The organism is Leifsonia sp. 2MCAF36 (assembly GCF_052115525.1).
GTDB lineage: Bacteria > Actinomycetota > Actinomycetes > Actinomycetales > Microbacteriaceae > Leifsonia.
This window is the reverse complement of the sequence record NZ_JBFRGV010000006.1, coordinates 297,744-313,197: the sequence shown is the minus strand read 5'-3', so window position 1 is coordinate 313,197 and position 15,454 is coordinate 297,744. Positions and strand designations below refer to the sequence as shown.

At 70.2% G+C, this 15,454-nt stretch carries 17 protein-coding genes, 2 tRNA genes and 1 riboswitch; of the genes, 12 read left to right on the top strand and 7 right to left on the bottom strand.

Translation table 11 applies throughout. The features are described 5' to 3' along the window. Positions 1–156: 156 nt before the first annotated feature. Entirely contained in the window at positions 157–1,161 is a 1,005-nt protein-coding gene (locus tag AB4079_RS11570; RefSeq protein ID WP_441787433.1) for an aldo/keto reductase family protein, read from the bottom strand. A 57-nt stretch (positions 1,162–1,218) separates the two neighbouring features. On the opposite strand from AB4079_RS11570, the gene dinB reads away from it, so the two are divergent. The 7 genes from dinB to AB4079_RS11535 all read left to right on the top strand — a co-directional run bounded on the left by dinB (position 1,219) and on the right by AB4079_RS11535 (position 6,884). Next, a complete protein-coding gene (dinB, locus tag AB4079_RS11565; protein ID WP_441787432.1) occupies positions 1,219–2,493 on the top strand; it encodes a DNA polymerase IV in 1,275 nt (424 codons plus the stop codon). 72 nt (positions 2,494–2,565) lie between these two features. After that, positions 2,566–2,892: a spore germination protein GerW family protein gene (locus AB4079_RS11560; protein WP_441787431.1), complete on the top strand. Its 327-nt coding sequence runs from the start codon at positions 2,566–2,568 to the stop codon at positions 2,890–2,892. A gap of 25 nt (positions 2,893–2,917) precedes the next feature. Further along, positions 2,918–3,028, top strand: a riboswitch (TPP riboswitch). A 36-nt stretch (positions 3,029–3,064) separates the two neighbouring features. Continuing rightward, a complete protein-coding gene (locus AB4079_RS11555) occupies positions 3,065–3,688 on the top strand; it encodes an ECF transporter S component (RefSeq protein WP_441787430.1) in 624 nt (207 codons plus the stop codon). A gap of 5 nt (positions 3,689–3,693) precedes the next feature. Next, entirely contained in the window at positions 3,694–5,205 is a 1,512-nt protein-coding gene (locus tag AB4079_RS11550; RefSeq protein WP_441787429.1) for an ABC transporter ATP-binding protein, read from the top strand. Continuing rightward, the gene (locus AB4079_RS11545; RefSeq protein WP_441787428.1) at positions 5,202–5,981 is read left to right on the top strand and encodes an energy-coupling factor transporter transmembrane component T family protein; all 780 of its coding nucleotides are present in this window, start codon (positions 5,202–5,204) and stop codon (positions 5,979–5,981) included. Before AB4079_RS11550 ends, AB4079_RS11545 begins: the two co-directional genes overlap by 4 nt. After that, complete coding sequence (locus tag AB4079_RS11540; RefSeq protein ID WP_441787427.1) at positions 5,965–6,609, top strand: ATP-binding protein; 645 nt, start codon at positions 5,965–5,967, stop codon at positions 6,607–6,609. The genes AB4079_RS11545 and AB4079_RS11540 overlap by 17 nt, the downstream gene beginning before the upstream one ends. After that, positions 6,606–6,884 (top strand): hypothetical protein, encoded by a 279-nt coding sequence (locus AB4079_RS11535; RefSeq protein WP_441787426.1) that lies wholly within the window; start codon positions 6,606–6,608, stop codon positions 6,882–6,884. The genes AB4079_RS11540 and AB4079_RS11535 overlap by 4 nt, the downstream gene beginning before the upstream one ends. A 2-nt stretch (positions 6,885–6,886) precedes the next feature. Here the strand turns inward: AB4079_RS11535 and AB4079_RS11530 are convergent, their stop codons facing one another. The 3 genes from AB4079_RS11530 to AB4079_RS11520 form a co-directional block, all read right to left on the bottom strand. Continuing rightward, entirely contained in the window at positions 6,887–7,168 is a 282-nt protein-coding gene (locus AB4079_RS11530; protein WP_441787556.1) for a metallopeptidase family protein, read from the bottom strand. A gap of 140 nt (positions 7,169–7,308) precedes the next feature. After that, on the bottom strand, positions 7,309–8,121 hold the full coding sequence (locus AB4079_RS11525) for a hypothetical protein (RefSeq protein WP_441787425.1): 813 nt from the start codon (positions 8,119–8,121) through the stop codon (positions 7,309–7,311). A 340-nt stretch (positions 8,122–8,461) separates the two neighbouring features. Further along, complete coding sequence (locus AB4079_RS11520) at positions 8,462–9,742, bottom strand: MFS transporter (protein WP_441787424.1); 1,281 nt, start codon at positions 9,740–9,742, stop codon at positions 8,462–8,464. 73 nt (positions 9,743–9,815) lie between these two features. Between AB4079_RS11520 and AB4079_RS11515 the strand changes: the two genes are divergently transcribed. Further along, on the top strand, positions 9,816–10,388 hold the full coding sequence (locus tag AB4079_RS11515; protein ID WP_441787423.1) for an ArsR/SmtB family transcription factor: 573 nt from the start codon (positions 9,816–9,818) through the stop codon (positions 10,386–10,388). 487 nt (positions 10,389–10,875) lie between these two features. Here AB4079_RS11515 and AB4079_RS11510 read toward each other — a convergent pair whose 3' ends face one another. Continuing rightward, the gene (locus AB4079_RS11510) at positions 10,876–11,190 is read right to left on the bottom strand and encodes a glutaredoxin family protein (RefSeq protein ID WP_441787422.1); all 315 of its coding nucleotides are present in this window, start codon (positions 11,188–11,190) and stop codon (positions 10,876–10,878) included. A gap of 96 nt (positions 11,191–11,286) precedes the next feature. Between AB4079_RS11510 and AB4079_RS11505 the strand changes: the two genes are divergently transcribed. From AB4079_RS11505 to AB4079_RS11495, 3 genes are all read left to right on the top strand, one after another. Next, a complete protein-coding gene (locus AB4079_RS11505) occupies positions 11,287–12,114 on the top strand; it encodes an SGNH/GDSL hydrolase family protein (RefSeq protein ID WP_441787421.1) in 828 nt (275 codons plus the stop codon). Positions 12,115–12,123: 9 nt separating this feature from the next. Continuing rightward, positions 12,124–12,747, top strand: a complete 624-nt coding sequence (gene orn / locus AB4079_RS11500; protein WP_441787420.1) for an oligoribonuclease — start codon at positions 12,124–12,126, stop codon at positions 12,745–12,747. Positions 12,748–12,794: 47 nt separating this feature from the next. Beyond that, positions 12,795–12,870, top strand: a tRNA-His gene (locus tag AB4079_RS11495). 119 nt (positions 12,871–12,989) lie between these two features. Here AB4079_RS11495 and AB4079_RS11490 read toward each other — a convergent pair. Together AB4079_RS11490 and AB4079_RS11485 are read right to left on the bottom strand one after the other, a co-directional pair. After that, positions 12,990–13,062: transfer RNA gene (locus AB4079_RS11490), tRNA-Arg, on the bottom strand. A gap of 33 nt (positions 13,063–13,095) precedes the next feature. Next, positions 13,096–14,400, bottom strand: a complete 1,305-nt coding sequence (locus AB4079_RS11485; RefSeq protein WP_441787555.1) for an MFS transporter — start codon at positions 14,398–14,400, stop codon at positions 13,096–13,098. A gap of 177 nt (positions 14,401–14,577) precedes the next feature. On the opposite strand from AB4079_RS11485, the gene AB4079_RS11480 reads away from it, so the two are divergent. After that, positions 14,578–15,432: a LysR substrate-binding domain-containing protein gene (locus AB4079_RS11480; RefSeq protein WP_441787419.1), complete on the top strand. Its 855-nt coding sequence runs from the start codon at positions 14,578–14,580 to the stop codon at positions 15,430–15,432. The last annotated feature ends 22 nt before the right edge of the window (positions 15,433–15,454 follow it).

The window sequence follows — 15,454 nt, the reverse complement described above, 5'->3', positions numbered from 1 at the left end:
CCCTGCCGCCGCGCCGCAGCCCGCAATCCCCGCCGAGTAGCGACATGACGTCACCACTCGGCGGGAATTCCGACAACGACTCACGACTCACCGAGTCGGAGGCGCGTGGGCGCCGAGAGGGAGGCGGGGGCGGGAGAGCGGGCGCGGTGCGGCGCGTCAGGCGGGGCGCTTGGCGGGGGAGACGGTGAGTGCCTGGTCGGTCTCTGCGATGTCGCCGACGGCCTCGTCGATGCGCGCCAGCACGTCGCCGGAGAGCTTGATCCCGGCCGCCGCGGCGTTCGACTTCACCTGATCGGGTCGGGACGCGCCGACGATGGCACCGGCGACGTTCGGGTTCTGCAGCACCCACGCCACGGCGAGCTGCGCCATGGTGATGCCCAGCTCGTCCGCGATCGGCTGCAGGTCCTGCACAGCCGTCAGCACGTCCTCCCGCAGGAAGCTGCGGATCGCGTCGGCGCCGCCCTTCTCGTCGGCCGCGCGGCTGCCCTCCGGCGCCTGCTGGCCCGGCTTGTACTTGCCGGTCAGCACGCCCTGCGCCACCGGTGACCAGACGATCTGCGAGATCCCCAGCTCGGCCGAGGTCGGCACGACCTGCTTCTCGATGACGCGCCACAGCATCGAATACTGCGGCTGGTTCGAGATGAGCTGGATGCCGAGGTCCTTCGCGAGCGCGTGTCCGGCCCGCAGCTGGTCGGCCGTCCACTCGCTGACGCCGATGTAGAGGGCCTTGCCCTGCCGCACGACGTCGGCGAACGCCTGCATCGTCTCCTCGAGCGGCGTCTCGGAGTCGTAGCGATGCGCCTGATACAGGTCGACGTAGTCGGTGCCGAGACGCTGGAGCGAGCCATTGATCGATTCCAGGATGTGCTTGCGCGACAGCCCGACGTCGTTGTGGCCCTTCGGACCGGTCGGCCAGTAGACCTTGGTGAAGATTTCGAGCGAGGCGCGGCGCTCGTTCCGCAGCGCGTCGCCGAGCACCTGCTCCGCGACGGTGTTGGCGTACGCGTCGGCGGTGTCGAACGTGGTGATGCCCGCTTCGAGCGCTGCATGCACCGACTCCGTCGCCGTGTCGTTCTCGACCTGGGAGCCGTGGGTCAGCCAGTTGCCGTAGATGGTCTCCGAGATCTTGAGCCCGCTGTTGCCGAGGTACCTGAATTCCATGGTCCCAACGTATCCCGGTTCGTCGCCAGAGTCGGGCGGGGGTGAGAAGCTGGAGGGGTGGGACGAACGGACGGCAGCCAGCGGCAGGTGAGCGCTGCCGATGTCGACGACTCGGAGTCCTCCATCCTGCACGTGGACATGGACGCCTTCTTCGCGTCGGTGGAGCTGCTGGAGCGTCCGGATGCGCGGGGCAAGCCGGCAATCGTCGGCCACGCGGGCGGCCGCGGCGTGGTGACCAGCGCGACGTACGAGGCGCGCCGGTACGGTGTCCGCAGTGCCATGCCGATGTCGCAGGCGTTGCGGCTGTGCCCGACCGCGATCATCCTGCCGCCGCACTACGAGCGCTACACCGAGTACTCCGCCAAGGTGATGGACATCTTCCACGAGGTGACTCCGCTGGTCGAGCCGCTGAGCATCGATGAGGCCTTCCTGGATGTGTCTGGCGCACGCCGACTGCTGGGCTCGCCTCGGCGCATCGCCGAGCTGATCCGCTCGCGCGTCGTCGAGGAGACCGGGCTGACCTGCTCGGTCGGTGTGGCGGCGACGAAGTCCATGGCGAAGCTGGCGTCGGGCCGCGCCAAGCCGGACGGCCTGCTGGTCGTCCCGCGTGCGGAGACGCTGAGTTTTCTGCGTCCGCTGCCGGTCGGGGCGCTTTGGGGCGTCGGCGCCAGCACCCAGGCGTCGCTGGAACGGATGGGACTGCTCACCGTCGCCGACCTGGCGGACGCGCCGCTGCACGTGCTGCAGAAGGCGGTGGGGGATGCCGGCGGCCGACGGCTGCACGACCTCGCCAACGGTCGCGACGCGCGCCGGGTGGTCACCGAGTCGCGCGAGAAGAGCATCGGCCACGAGAACACGTTCGGCACCGATGTGGGAGACGTCGACACCCTTCGCCGCGAGTTCCTGCGGTTGTCCGGACGCGTCGGCGAACGCCTGCGCACGCACTCGATGGTCGCCCGCACGGTGGCGATCAAGGTGCGGTTCTCCGACTTCCGCACCATCACGCGCTCGCGCACGCTGGCCGACCCGACGAACGTCGGCCGTCGGCTGTTCGAGGAGGCGTGGGATGTGTTCGAGGCGCTGGAGCTGGATGTGCGCCAGACGCCCCTCCGTCTGATCGGTGTGCGTGCCGAGCAGCTCCTCGACGCCGGCGGCGACGCGCTCGCGCTGTGGGATCCCGACGAGGAGTGGCGGGAGACCGAGCGGGCACTCGACGCGGTCAGCGCGCGGTTCGGTCGCGGCATGATCGGCCCGGCCTCACTGGTCCGCCGGTCCCGGGATGCCGACGAGGAGGAGCAGGATGGGCGCAACCCGAAGTACGTCAGCGACTGAGCGACGTGGCGGACGCCGACCAGACGATGGACCGACCTGTTCAGGGGCGGGATGGCGCGCTACCGTGGCCTCATGACGAACTTCTCGCTGAAACTCGCGGAGACCGTGACCGGCTCGGGCATCAAGTCGGTCTACGGCGAGCCGGTCGTCCTCGACGGCACGACGATCGTTCCGGTCGCCGCTGTGCAGTTCGGCTTCGGCGCGGGCGGCGGCGGGGATGAGGACGCCCCTGGCGGCGCGGGCGGCGGCGGGGTGGCGATCCCGTTCGGCGCGTACGTCTCCGACGAGCTCGGCGTGCGGTTCCGGCCGAACCTGATCACCCTGCTGGTCGTCGGCATCCCGTTCGTTTGGGTGGCCGGCCGAGCGTGGGCCCGCGTCATCCGCGCGCTCAAGAAGTAACCTGCTGCCCGGATCGGTCTAGACTGGGGGCGAACACGGGAGTCCGGTGAGCCGGGCTGAGAGGAGACTTCTCCAAGTCTCGACCGTCGAACCTGATCTGGGTCATGCCAGCGCAGGGAGGACATTTCTCACATCCCGTGCCCTGTTCCATTCGACTGAAAGGGCACGAACAGTGCACGCAACCATTTCCTCCGTGGGCGCACGCCCACGCACCTTCCGCTGGCGGGTCGTCGACATCGTCGTCGCCAGCGTCGTCGCCGTCGCCGCAGGCGTCGTCTTCTGGGTCTGGGGTGTCGTCTACAACCCGATCTCCGGCCCGGTCACGGCCGTCCTGCCCGGCTTCCAGGGCATCCTGAACGGCCCGTGGCTGTTCGCGGGCGTCCTCGTGGCGCTCATCGTCCGGAAGCCGGGGGCAGCGCTGTTCGGCGAGCTGGTCGCCGCGATCGTGTCCGCGCTGATCGGGACGCAGTGGGGCTTCGCCACGCTGCTCTCCGGCGTCGTCCAGGGTCTCGGCGCCGAGATCGTGTTCGCGCTGTTCCTCTACGCGAACTGGCGCCTCGTTCCTGCGCTGCTGGCCGGGGCGGGCGCGGGGGTCGGCGAGTCCATCCTCGACCTGCTGTACTCGTACCCCGGTTCGAAGCCGGAGTTCGCGGTCGTATACACCATCACCACCGTCGTCTCCGGTCTGATCGTCGGGGGCCTCGGTTCCTGGCTGCTGGTGCGCGCGCTCGCACGGACCGGCGCGTTGAGTCGTTTCGCCGCCGGCCGGGAGGCGCAGAAGCCCGTGCGGGTCTGATCGCAGTGACCACGGGACTGCCGGCCCCGGCCGCCGTTCGGGTCGACGACTGGGGCTGGCGTTATGCCGGACGCAGCGATTGGGCCGCGCGCGGCCTGGGGCTCCGGATCGAGCCGGGCGAGCGGGTGCTGCTGCTGGGTTCCTCTGGCGTCGGGAAGAGCACCCTGCTCGCCGGGCTCGCCGGCGTGCTCGGCGGTGACGACGACGGGGAGGCGGAGGGTTCGCTGACCGTCGCCGGACGTCCGCCCGCCGAGGCGCGCGGCTCCGCCGGCCTCCTCTTGCAGGATCCGGACGCGCAGGTGATCCTCGCCCGGGTGGGCGACGACGTGGCGTTCGCCTGCGAGAACCTCGGGGTGCCGCGGGAGGAGATCTGGCGACGGGTCCGGCGGGCGCTGGACGAGGTGGGCCTCGACGTGCCCCTCGATCGATCCACCACCGAGCTGTCGGGCGGCCAGAAGCAGCGTCTGGCGCTCGCCGGTCTGCTGGCGATGCGTCCGGGGCTTCTGCTGCTCGACGAGCCGACGGCGAACCTCGACCCCGCGGGTGTGCTGGAGGTTCGGGATGCGGTGCGCGCGGCGCTCGACGCGACCGGAGCGACCCTCGTGGTGGTGGAGCACCGCGTCGCCGTGTGGCGGGATGTGGTGACACGGGTCGTCGTCCTGGGCGCTGACGGGGGAGTGCTCGCCGACGGCTCCCCGGACACGGTGCTGAGCGACGCGGCCGGCGAGCTGCGGCGCGCCGGTGTCTGGTTGCCGGACACGCCCGTCCCCGAGGCACCTGTCGTGGCCGAGGGCGGCGCGCTGCTGACCGCGCGGTCGCTCGTCTTCGGTCGCGGACCGGCGGTGACCCGCGGTCGACGGCGCGGACGTCGCCCGCGCCCGGTGGAGGCGCGCGCCGTCGGTCTCCCGGTCGACGCGGATCTCCGCGAGGGCACCGCCCTTGCGTTGATCGGCCGGAACGGCGCAGGCAAGTCGACCCTCGCCCTCACCCTCGGTGGGCTCCTGCCGGCGCTGGCCGGTTCCCTCGTCGCCGAACCCGCGCTGGCGGACGGCAGGACGCCCGACCCGGCCGCCTGGCGCTCGCGCGAGCTGCTCACCCGTATCGGGAGCGTCTTCCAGAACCCCGAGCACCAGTTCATCGCCTCCACGGTGCGCGACGAACTGGCGGCGGGACCGCGGGCGCTCGGCCTCGCCGAGGCGGACGTTCAGGAGCGGGTGGATGAACTGCTCGAGCGGCTCGCGCTCGACGGGGTCGCCGCCGCGAACCCGTTCACCCTCTCCGGCGGCCAGAAGCGACGCCTCTCGGTCGGTACGGCTCTGGCGACGCGGCCGCGGCTGCTCGTGCTCGACGAGCCGACCTTCGGGCAGGATGCCCGGACCTGGCAAGGACTGGTCATGCTGATCGCGGGGCTGCGCGAGGACGGCCATGCCATCGTCGCGGCCACCCACGACGCCGAGTTCGTGTCGGCGGTCGGCGCCGCCTCGCTCCGGCTGGATGCCGCGGAGGTGACCGCATGACGCTCGCGCAGCCGCTGCGGGTCGGCCCCCTGGCGACCCTCAACCCGGTCTCGAAGCTGGGCGCCGCCTGCATCGTCACGGTCGCGTTGCTGCTCTCGATCGACCCCGTGTCGGCGGGCGTCGCCCTGGTGCTGGAGTTGATCCTGCTCGCCTTCGCCGGTCTGCCGCTCGGAACCGTCGTCGCCCGCACCTCCCCGGTGTGGATCGCGGCGCCGCTCGCCGGCCTCACGACGCTCTTGTACGGCCAGACGTCGGGCACCGTCTACGTGCACTGGTGGGCGGTCGAGATCAGTGACGGGTCGATCTCGCTCGCGCTCGCGACGGCGCTGCGGGTACTCGCGATCGGTCTGCCTGCTGTTCTGCTGTTCATCACCATCGATCCGACCGACCTCGCCGACGGTCTCGCCCAGCTGCTGCGGCTCCCGGCACGGTTCGTGATCGGCGGCCTCGCGGGCCTCCGTCTGGTGGGCCTGTTCGCCGAGGACTGGCGCGCGCTCACACTCGCGCGCCGTGCCAGGGGCGTCGCGGAGTCGGGCGCGCTGCGGCGTTTCCTCGGGCAGTCGTTCGCGCTCTTCGTGCTGTCGCTGCGGCGGGGCACGAAGCTGGCGACGGCCATGGAGGCGCGCGGCTTCGGCGTGGGCGGGGTGCGCACCTGGGCGCGTCCGTCGGTGTTCCGCGGGCGGGACTGGGTGACGCTGGCGGTGGCGCTGCTGGTCGCGGGCATCGCGGTCGGAGCCGCCGTTGCGACAGGGAGCTGGAATGCACCGCTCAGCTGAGCTGGCGGCGCTGGACGACGCCGTCGTCGCCGCCGTCGACACGGCCGCCGCCGCCCGTCGTACGCCGATCATCCTGATCGACGGTCCGAGCGGTGCGGGCAAAAGCTCGCTCGCCGATCGGCTGCTCCGCGACTGGCCCGCGTCGGGAACCCCCCGCCTGGTCCGCATGGACGACCTGTACCCGGGATGGGACGGGCTGGACGCCGGAAGCGTCGCGGTCGGCCGCGACCTGCTGGAGCCGTTGCGGGCCGCCGGTACCGGCTCCTGGCAGCGCTGGGACTGGGTCGGGCACTGCCTGGCCGGGCGCGAGCCGGTCGCCGGTCACGAGCCGCTGGTGGTCGAGGGCTGCGGTTCGCTGTCGCGGCGAAACGCGGCGGTCGCCGACCTCGCCGTATGGCTCCACGCGGACGACGACCTGCGCAAACAGCGCGCCCTCGCCCGCGACGGCGAGGCCTTCGCCGTCGAGTGGGACCGCTGGCAGGCGCAGTTCGACCGCTTCGTCGCGCGCGAGCATCCACTCGGCCTCGCCACCCTGGTACTGGATGTGACGGGAGCGGACCTCGTCGTCGCCCCACCTCCGGCCCAGCGTCCCGCGGCCGGTCCACGGGGGACTACGGTGGAGATATGACCGACGCACGACAGGACCCCGAGTACATCGTCGAATACGCCGACGGACCCCTGGTGGGTCAGACCGACCGCCGCTTCCTGGTGGGCGGCAAGGTCGATGACCGGATCGGTGTGATCGCCGCCGTCGAAGGCCTCGAGTCCACCTTCTGGTACGTTGCGGGTGACGAGCGCGAGGTCGAGGGCCAGCGCCAGGTGATCTACCACTTCGACCAGCCGGACTCGGACCCGGTCGCGCCCGAAAAGGACGACGAGTCGATCTTCGGTAACGGGGCCTGACCCTACGCCCAACCGAGCTCATGCAGCCGATCGTCGTCGATCCCGTAGTAGTGCGCGATCTCGTGCACGAGCGTGATGTGGATCTCGTCGCGTAGCTCGTCCTCGTCGGCGCTGATCGCGAGCAGCGGTTCCCGGTAGAGTACGATGCGGTCGGGCATCTCGCCGAAGCCGTAACTGTCGCGCTCGGTGAGTGCGACACCGTCGTAGAGCCCGAGCAGGTCGAGGGAGCCGTCCTCCGGACGGTCCTCGACCACGAACACGACGTTGTCGAGTCCGTCGACCATCTCGTCCGGTAGCCGGTCGAGTTCGTCGGCGACCAGTGCTTCGAACGCCTCTGCGTCCCGCGACACGCTCACGCGCGCGTCACCGGGCTCTGCGACGGGTGGTCGGTGCTGGTGCGCACTCGCGCGAGTCTACTGGCGGCTCAATACCAGTTGAACGACTCCGAGTGGCCCCAGGCGCCGCACGGGGTTCCGTACCCGCGGGCGATGTAGTCGAGGCCCCACTTGATCTGCGTGGTGGCGTTGGTCTCCCAGTCGGAGCCGAACGAGGCCATCTTGCTGCCGGGAAGCGCCTGGGGGATGCCGGTGGCGCCGCTGCCGGAGTTGGACGCCTGGTAGTTCCAGCCGGACTCCCGCGTCCACAGCTTGTCGAGGCAGCTGAACTGGTCGGAGCCCCAGCCGTACTGGCTCGAGGCGATGCTTGCTGCTGCGGCCTTGGCGCCGTCCACGGTGTTGGCGTTCGCCTGGGCGGCTTGCGCGGCCTGAGCGGCGGCGGCCGCGGCGGCTGCGGCGGCTGCCTGGGCGGCGGCGGCCTTCCTGTCCGCCTCGGCGCCCGCGGCGGCGAGAGCGTTCGTCGCCGACTGCGTCTGGTCGATGGTCGCGCGGAGCTTCGTGTCGTCGAGCTTGCTGAAGCTGCTCAGACTGGCGATGGCTGTCTGCGCTGCGGTGGCATCGGTCTTGGCCTGGTTGGCCGCGACCGTGCTCTGTGCGGCGCTGAGCGCGTCCTTCGCCTCGGTCTCGAGGCGGTCTCGCACGATCGAGCTGTACACGCCGAGCTGGTCGTGGTGCATCCCGGTCGACTCGGAGAGTTCGCGCGTCTGGCGCTCGTCGGTGTGCTGCTGCGCCATGACCGGGGCGATGAGGCTGGCGCTCATGATGACGGCTGCGGCACCGGTGACGATGCGGCTGAGGGGGATCGGGCTGTTCTTGACAGTGTTACGGAGGGTGCTGAGCATTGTTTTCCTGGATCGGGTTTCCCCGCCTGTGCACGCTGACGCTGGGTCATCGCGCAGCGGACCGTGATCTCTTCGGGAGCGGTCCTGCGGGCTGGCGACCGCGGCATGCGCGGAAGCGCCTCGTGGACCCGTGGTCCGGAAGCGCGGCATGCGACGCGGGTGTGCCGGGCGTGGGGAAGGCCGGGCATCCAGGAGCGGGCGCTAGGGGCGCCTCAGGGTTCGGGGGTGGGGGCTGGATGCCGACGTGCGCGGCACGAACGGCGTTCGGTGCCGTCGACCACGACCCTAGGCGCTGTTTCTGGACGATTCGGGCACGGAAGCTGGCAAAGTCGTGTACGCGTCACCGTTCGGCGGCGTCGGGTGCGGCGTCGGGTGCTTGCGCGTCTGCTGCCTCTTCTGCCTCCACCGCGGCTTCCGCGTCGTCCATCCGGCGGTTCGTGATCCAGAGCATGGGGACGAGCTGGAGGACGACCAGCGCGCCCATGATGAGGAACACCCAGCGGACCCCGAACAGCTGACCGAGGATGCCGCCGACGGCCGCGCCGAGCGGCATCGTGCCCCAGGCCAGGAGCCGGTAGGCGCTGTTCAGGCGGCCGAGCAGGCGGGTGGGGGTGATCCGCTGGCGGAGCGACACCGTGACCACGTTCCAGATCGACACCGTGATGCCGCCGAGCAGGAGGCCGGCCCCGATGATGAAGGGGTTGTCGGTGAAGCCCGGCGTCGCCACGGTGAGCAGCGATCCGACGATGGTCAGTGCGAGCGCTCGGGAGCGGCCCAGCAGCCGTTCGGCGGGCTCGGCGAGGAAGGTGCCGAGGACGCTGCCGATCGCGGAGAACGTCAGCAGCAGTCCGTAAGCGGGGTCGGACAGCTTCATCGTGGATTGCGGACCGGCGGCGTACAGGACGAAGACTGTGAACACGGCGGAGCTCGCGAAGTTGAAGACGCCGACCATGATGGCGAGCGTCCGCAGGATGGTGCTCCGACCGAGGAAGCGCAACCCCTCCATGATGTCGGCACGGATCGTGGTCACTCCCGTGCGCTCGGCGACGAACCGGCCGCGGACGAGCAGCAGCACCCCGATCGCGGCCACCCAGAGCAGCGCGGGAGTGCCGAAGGCGAGCGCCACCCCTGCCGCCACCAGGAAACCGCCGAGGGGTGGGCCGACGAACTCGTTCGCCGTCAGTTCCGCCGCATAGAGGCGTCCGTTCGCCCGCGACAGGCGGTCACGCGGGACCAATTGCGGGAGGATCGACTGCGACGACGTGTCATAGACGGTCTCGGCGACGCCGATGCACAATGCCGCGGCGTAGAGCAGCCAGAGCGAGCCGGCGCCCGCGATGGTGACCACCGTCAGGCAGGCGAGGAACAGCGCGCGGGCGGCATTGGCGACGAGCATGAGCCGCCGTCGGTCCACCCGGTCCGCCAATGCTCCAGCGGTCAGCGCGAAGAACAGCCAAGGAAGCGTGAAGGCGAACGACAGTCCGGCGATCAGGACGGGGGAGTCGGTGTAGCGGATCGCGACCAACGGAAGGGCGACCTTCATGGCACCGTCGGCCAGGTTGGAGAGGCCGGCGGAGGTCCACAGCTTCCAATAGCGGTCGCCGAGCCCTGAGGACGTCATTCCTTCAGACTCGCACACCGATTGAGAATTATCAATCGATCCGAGAAATTCGAATCGCGACTAGAGTTCTGCCATGACCGACGATCGCCGCGCCGACCCGGACGCCAAGCGCCGCCCGGCGACACCGCAGGAACTCAAAGCGCTGTCGCACCCGCTGCGCGTGCGCATCCTGCGCCTCTGCGGCGAGCACGAGCTCACCAACAAGCAGCTCGCCGACCGGCTGGGAGTGGATGCCGGGACCGCCTACTACCACGTGCGCCAGCTCGCGCAGGCGGGATTCCTGGAGCCTGCGGAGGTCCGCACGGGCGACTCCGGCGCCCTCGAGAAGCCGTACCGCTCCACGGGCAAGAGTTGGTGGCTCTCGGTGCCCCTGGAAGACCTGGACCTGCGCCACGGGCTCGCCCCGGTCGACGCGTTCCAGCAGGAGTTGGCCGAGGCCGGACCCGCCTCCATCGCCACCTACGCGCGCTTCGCCCTGCATCTGTCACCAGAGGATGTGGCCGAGCTCGACCGCCGCATCGTCGCGGTTCTCGACGGGTACATCGAGACGGATTCCGAGCGTTCGCACCTGCCGGCCCACGGCGGCATCTTCCTGCTGCACCGCAGCGTCGACGGTCCGAGCCCGACAGGCGAGCCACCGGCATGAGTCGCGACGTGGGTGACACCTGAGTCGCGTCATCGGTTACTTTTATGAAGAGCCCGGCCATCTGCCGGGCTCTTTGTCTTGGTTGCGCCAGTAGCTGTGTTCTGGGTCGATGGTGTGGGTGGAGAGCGGTCGAGGTGGGTGTGCCGGCGAAGCGCGGGGGACGGGCCCCAGTTGAGGTTGCCCCTTACGCTGCGGCGGAGGGGAGCTGCCTTGCGGTCTCGGCCTAGCGTCGGAGATCCGGCCGCTATCGTCGGAGACTCGCGCGCATCCGGGCTCTGATGTCCGACACACCGCGGCCGGTCGGAGATTCCCGCCCGTCTCTCCGACGCACGTCGCGCCCCCGCCCGGAGGGAGAATGGGCCGACGGTCCTGCCGGCGTGTCCCCGTCCCGGTCAACCGTATCGAGTTGGCGGCTGCGGTCTATGCCGTGAACTCAGGCACGACGGGCCGGCCGCCGGGAGCTGACTGTTCAGCGCTACCGCACCGCTCAGAGCGCCTTCGCCGCGGCCGCGAGCACCTGGGCCAGCGTCGGGACGCCCTCCGCGCGGAACACCTCCGCGCCGTGCTGCCCGGCGACGATCACGGTCGGGGTCAAGCGGATACCGTCGCGCTCCGCTTGCTCCGAGTTGCGTGCCACATCCAACTCGGTCACGGCGACGCGCGGGGCCAGCCGCGCAGCCTCGGCGAGCACCGCACGCGTCTGCATGCACGGCTCGCAGAAGGCGGACGTGTAGAGGGTCAGTCGGGCTTCCGTCTGCGAGTTCCCGGTGGCCACCGGGTCAACGGCTGGTGTCGAATCCACACCGTCAGTGTACGTCCGGAGAAATCGAGGCGACCATCCCGCCGAACGGTCCGTCGGAGCGCGCGACGGGAGGCACCGGCGACCCACAATCGTCCCGTGAGCCGAACGACCTTCACGCGCTACGTCGCCCTCGGTGACTCGCTCACCGAGGGGTTCTGCGACAGCGCGCCCGCGCGGCCGGACGCGTTCCTCGGCTGGGCCGACCGCCTCGCCGGCATCCTCGACGGCGACGCGCGGCTCGCCGGCGCCAGCGTCGAGTTCGCCAACCTCGCCGTTCGCGGGCGCCGCATCGCCGACGTGGTGGACGCGCAGATCCCGGAGGCGGTGCGCCTGGAGCCCGACCTGGTGTCGGTGATGATCGGCGGGAACGACCTGATGAGCCCGGCCGCCGACCCGGATGCGCTGGCGTCACGGCTGGAGGGCGGCATCCGGGAGCTGCGCAGGTCGGGCGCGACCGTGCTGCTCGCGAACATCTTCGACCCGCAGTTCGCGTTCTTCCTCAAGCCGTTCCGCGGCCGCGCGGCCGTCTTCAACGCGAACATCTGGAGCATCGCCCGCGACCAGCGCGCGGTCGTGCTCGATGTCTGGGGCGTGCGGGAGTTCCGCGACCCGGCGATGTGGGCCTCCGACCGGGTGCACTTGAGCACTCGCGGGCACCGGCTGCTCGCCGTGCAGGCCGCGCACGCGCTCGGTGTGCCGTACGCGGAGATCGGGGGACCGGAGGCCGCGGCGACGCCTGAGCCGCCGACGCCGCCCGACTCGGTGCCGTTCCGCACCTGGCTGCGCCTGTACGCCATCCCCTGGGTCGCCCGGCGGCTGCGGCATGTGTCGACCGGTGACGGGAGGGGTCCGAAGCTTCCCGTTCCCCAGCGCGTCGAGCTCAGCGGACACCCGCTGCCGGGCACCGTCGGAGGCCAGCACTAGAATCGCGGTATGGCAAATTCCTCGGATCGACTGGTCTGGATCGACTGCGAGATGACCGGCCTCGACCTCGAGGTCGACGAGCTCGTCGAGATCGCGGTCGTGATCACCGACTTCGAGCTGAACGTCCTCGACCCGGGTCTCAGCATCGTCATCAAGCCCGACGCATCCGCGCTCGATCACATGGGCGACTTCGTGCGGCAGATGCACACCACGTCGGGTCTGATCGAAGAGATCCCCAACGGCAAGAGCCTCGCCGAGGCCGAGTACGAGGTGCTGGAGTACGTGCTCAAGTTCGCACCGACTGCCCGCACCGCTCCCCTCGCGGGCAACACGATCGGCACCGACCGCATGTTCATCGCGAAGTACATGCCCCGGCTCGACACGCACCTGCACTACCGGAACGTCGACGTGTCCTCGATCAAGGAGCTGGCGCGGCGCTGGTTCCCGCGCATCTACTTCAACGCCCCGGAGAAGAACGGCGGCCACCGCGCGCTGGCCGACATCCTCGAGTCCATCCGCGAACTCGACTACTACCGTGCCGCGGCGTTCGTCGCGCCGCCCGGGCCGACCACCGAAGACACCCAGGCACTCGCCTCGGGCGTGGTGGAAAAATGGGCCCCGCAGATGTACTAGAATCGTTGAGTTGCTTATCGCCGGCCTCACCGTCGGACTAAGCCGTGGTGGGTATAGCTCAGCTGGTAGAGCGCCTGGTTGTGGTCCAGGAGGTCGCGGGTTCAAGCCCCGTTACTCACCCCACCTGAAGGGCCGGACTCGTCGAGTCCGGCCCTTTTCACGTCCCCACGATCGCTTCCTCGATTAATCCGGCCGGGATCGGCGTGTTGTCGGATTAAGCGAGGAAGCGTTGAGGGGGGAGGTGCCCCCGGCAGGAATCGAACCTGCGACCAAGAGATTAGAAGGCTCCTGCTCTATCCGCTGAGCTACGGGGGCGGCTCCTCCACGATACCGGAGGGGCGGGACGGCTCAGAGCGTCGCGCCGCTCTTTCCGGCGCGGGTGACGATCGCGATGACGGGCCGGCGTCCGCGGAGGCCGAAGCGCAGCCGGAGGCGCGCCTGGCGCGCGATCAGCACGGCGATGACCGCGGCCGCGGCGGCCGGGACGAGCCCGGAGATCGCCATCGCGATGTGCGGGCCGACCTGCTCCACGATCCAGCCCATCATCGGGCCGCCGAGCGCCTGACCGCCGAGCAGCACGAGGATGTAGAGCGAGATGACCCGCCCGCGGATCTGCACGTTCGACGACATCTGCACGAGCGAGTTCGCCGCCGTGATGAACAGCAGGTTCCCGACCCCCACGCAGACCAGCAGCAGCCCGAACGCCACCTCGCCGGGGGCGAACCCCGCGACGGCCTGGACGATCCCCAGCACCGCCGCCGTGCCGACCACCATCGACAGCCGCACGCTGGTGCGCCGGGTGGAGGCGAGCGCACCCGCCAGCGCGCCGGCCGCGACCAGCGCGTTGAAGAGACCGTAGCCCTGCGCCCCCACGTGGTACACGTTGTTCGCGTAGGCGGCGAGGAAGACCGGCATGTTGAAGGCGAACACGGCGATGACGGCGACCATGACCACCGTCCAGAAGATGACGGGCTTGCGGCGCACGTACCGCATCCCTTCGGCGAGCTGCCCCTTGCCGCGCGGGGCGGCGGGGGCGGCGTGCAGCTCCGACCGCTTGAGGGTCGCGACGGCGAAGACGACCGCGAGGCAGGCGACGGCGTTGATCGCGAAGGACCAGCCGCCGCCGACGGCGGTGATCAGCACCCCGCCGAGCGCCGGGCCGATGAGGCCGCCGAGCTGGAAGATCGACGAGTTGAGGCTGATGGCGTTGCGGAGGTAGCGCGGGCCGACGAGTTCGTTGACGAACACCTGCCGGGCCGGGTTGTCGACGACGGTGACGAGCCCGAGCGCGAACGAGATCGCGTAGACGTGCCAGACCTCGATGACCCCGGTCAGGGTCAGCGTCGCGAGAAGGGCGGCCAGGGCTGCCGCGCACGACTGGGTGATGACGAGGAGTCGCTGCTTGGAGTAACGGTCGGCGATGACACCGCCCCACAGTCCGAACACCAGCATGGGGGTGAACTGCATAAAGACCGTGACGCCGACCGCCGCGACGCTGCCGGAGAGCTGCAGCACCAGCCAGTCCATCGCGATGCGCTGCATCCACACTGCCGTGTTCGCGACCAGGTTGCTGGCGGCGAAGCGCCGGTAGTTCGGGACGCGGAGCGAGGCGAACGTCTCCCGCCACGGCGGCCGGGCGGAGAGGACCGGCATGGGTCCGGTGGGCGGGGCCGCTGCGGGCCGGGACGCTGCGGGGGAGTGCGCCACGTTCGTGTTACCTCGATTGTCTTCGCTGGTTCCGTATGAAGTCTCACTTCGACAGTACGCACCACGGGGTATTCTTGTTCCCGATCACGGCTATAACTCCCATTGACTTTTCGAATGGATGCGATGTTCGACCCCGTCCTGCTGCAGACCTTCCTCGCCGTCGCCGACACCCGGAGCTTCACCAAGGCGGCGGCCCGCCTGGGCGTCAGCCAGCCGACCGTCAGTCAGCACATCCGCAAGCTGGAGCAGTCGGCCAAACGGCAGCTGATCGCGCGCGACACCCGCGACGTTCGGTTGACGGACAACGGCGATGCCATGGCCGGCTTCGCGCGCACCATCCTCGCCGCCCTGGCCGAGGCGGACAGCTACTTCAGCGGTTCGGCGATGCGCGGCCGGCTGCGGTTCGGCGCTGCGGATGACCTCGCGATCACGACGCTGCCGCGCATCCTGAGGCACTTCCGGCAGCAGAACCCGCAGATCAACCTCGAGCTGACCGTCGATCAGTCGGCACCGTTGCACCGCAAGCTGAAGGCCGGTCACCTGGACCTGATCTTCATCAAGCAGACGCCCGGAACCACCGACGGCACCGTCGTCGCGACCGACGAACTGGTCTGGATGGGGCAGGAGAAGACCGTGCTCGACCCGGAGGGGCCGGTGCCGCTGATCTCGTATCAGGGCCCGAGCCTCAGCAGGCAGGTGGCGATCGACGCCCTCGAGGCGGCGGGGCGCACGTGGCGGATCACCTGCAACACCCGCGAGGTGAACGGTGTGCTCGCGGCGGTGCGGGCGGGAATCGGCGTCGCCGTGTTCCCGCGGTCGCTCATCCCGACCGACCTGATCAAGGTCACCAACCGGTTCGGGCTGCCGGAGCTCGGCCACGTCGACTTCACGCTGCTGTCGAACCCGTCCGCGGCGCGGGAGCCGGTGGATGCGTTGACGACGGCGATCCTCGCCCGGGCGGTCAGCAGGGTGGCGTAGGGCCGACTCACTGGGCGGCCGA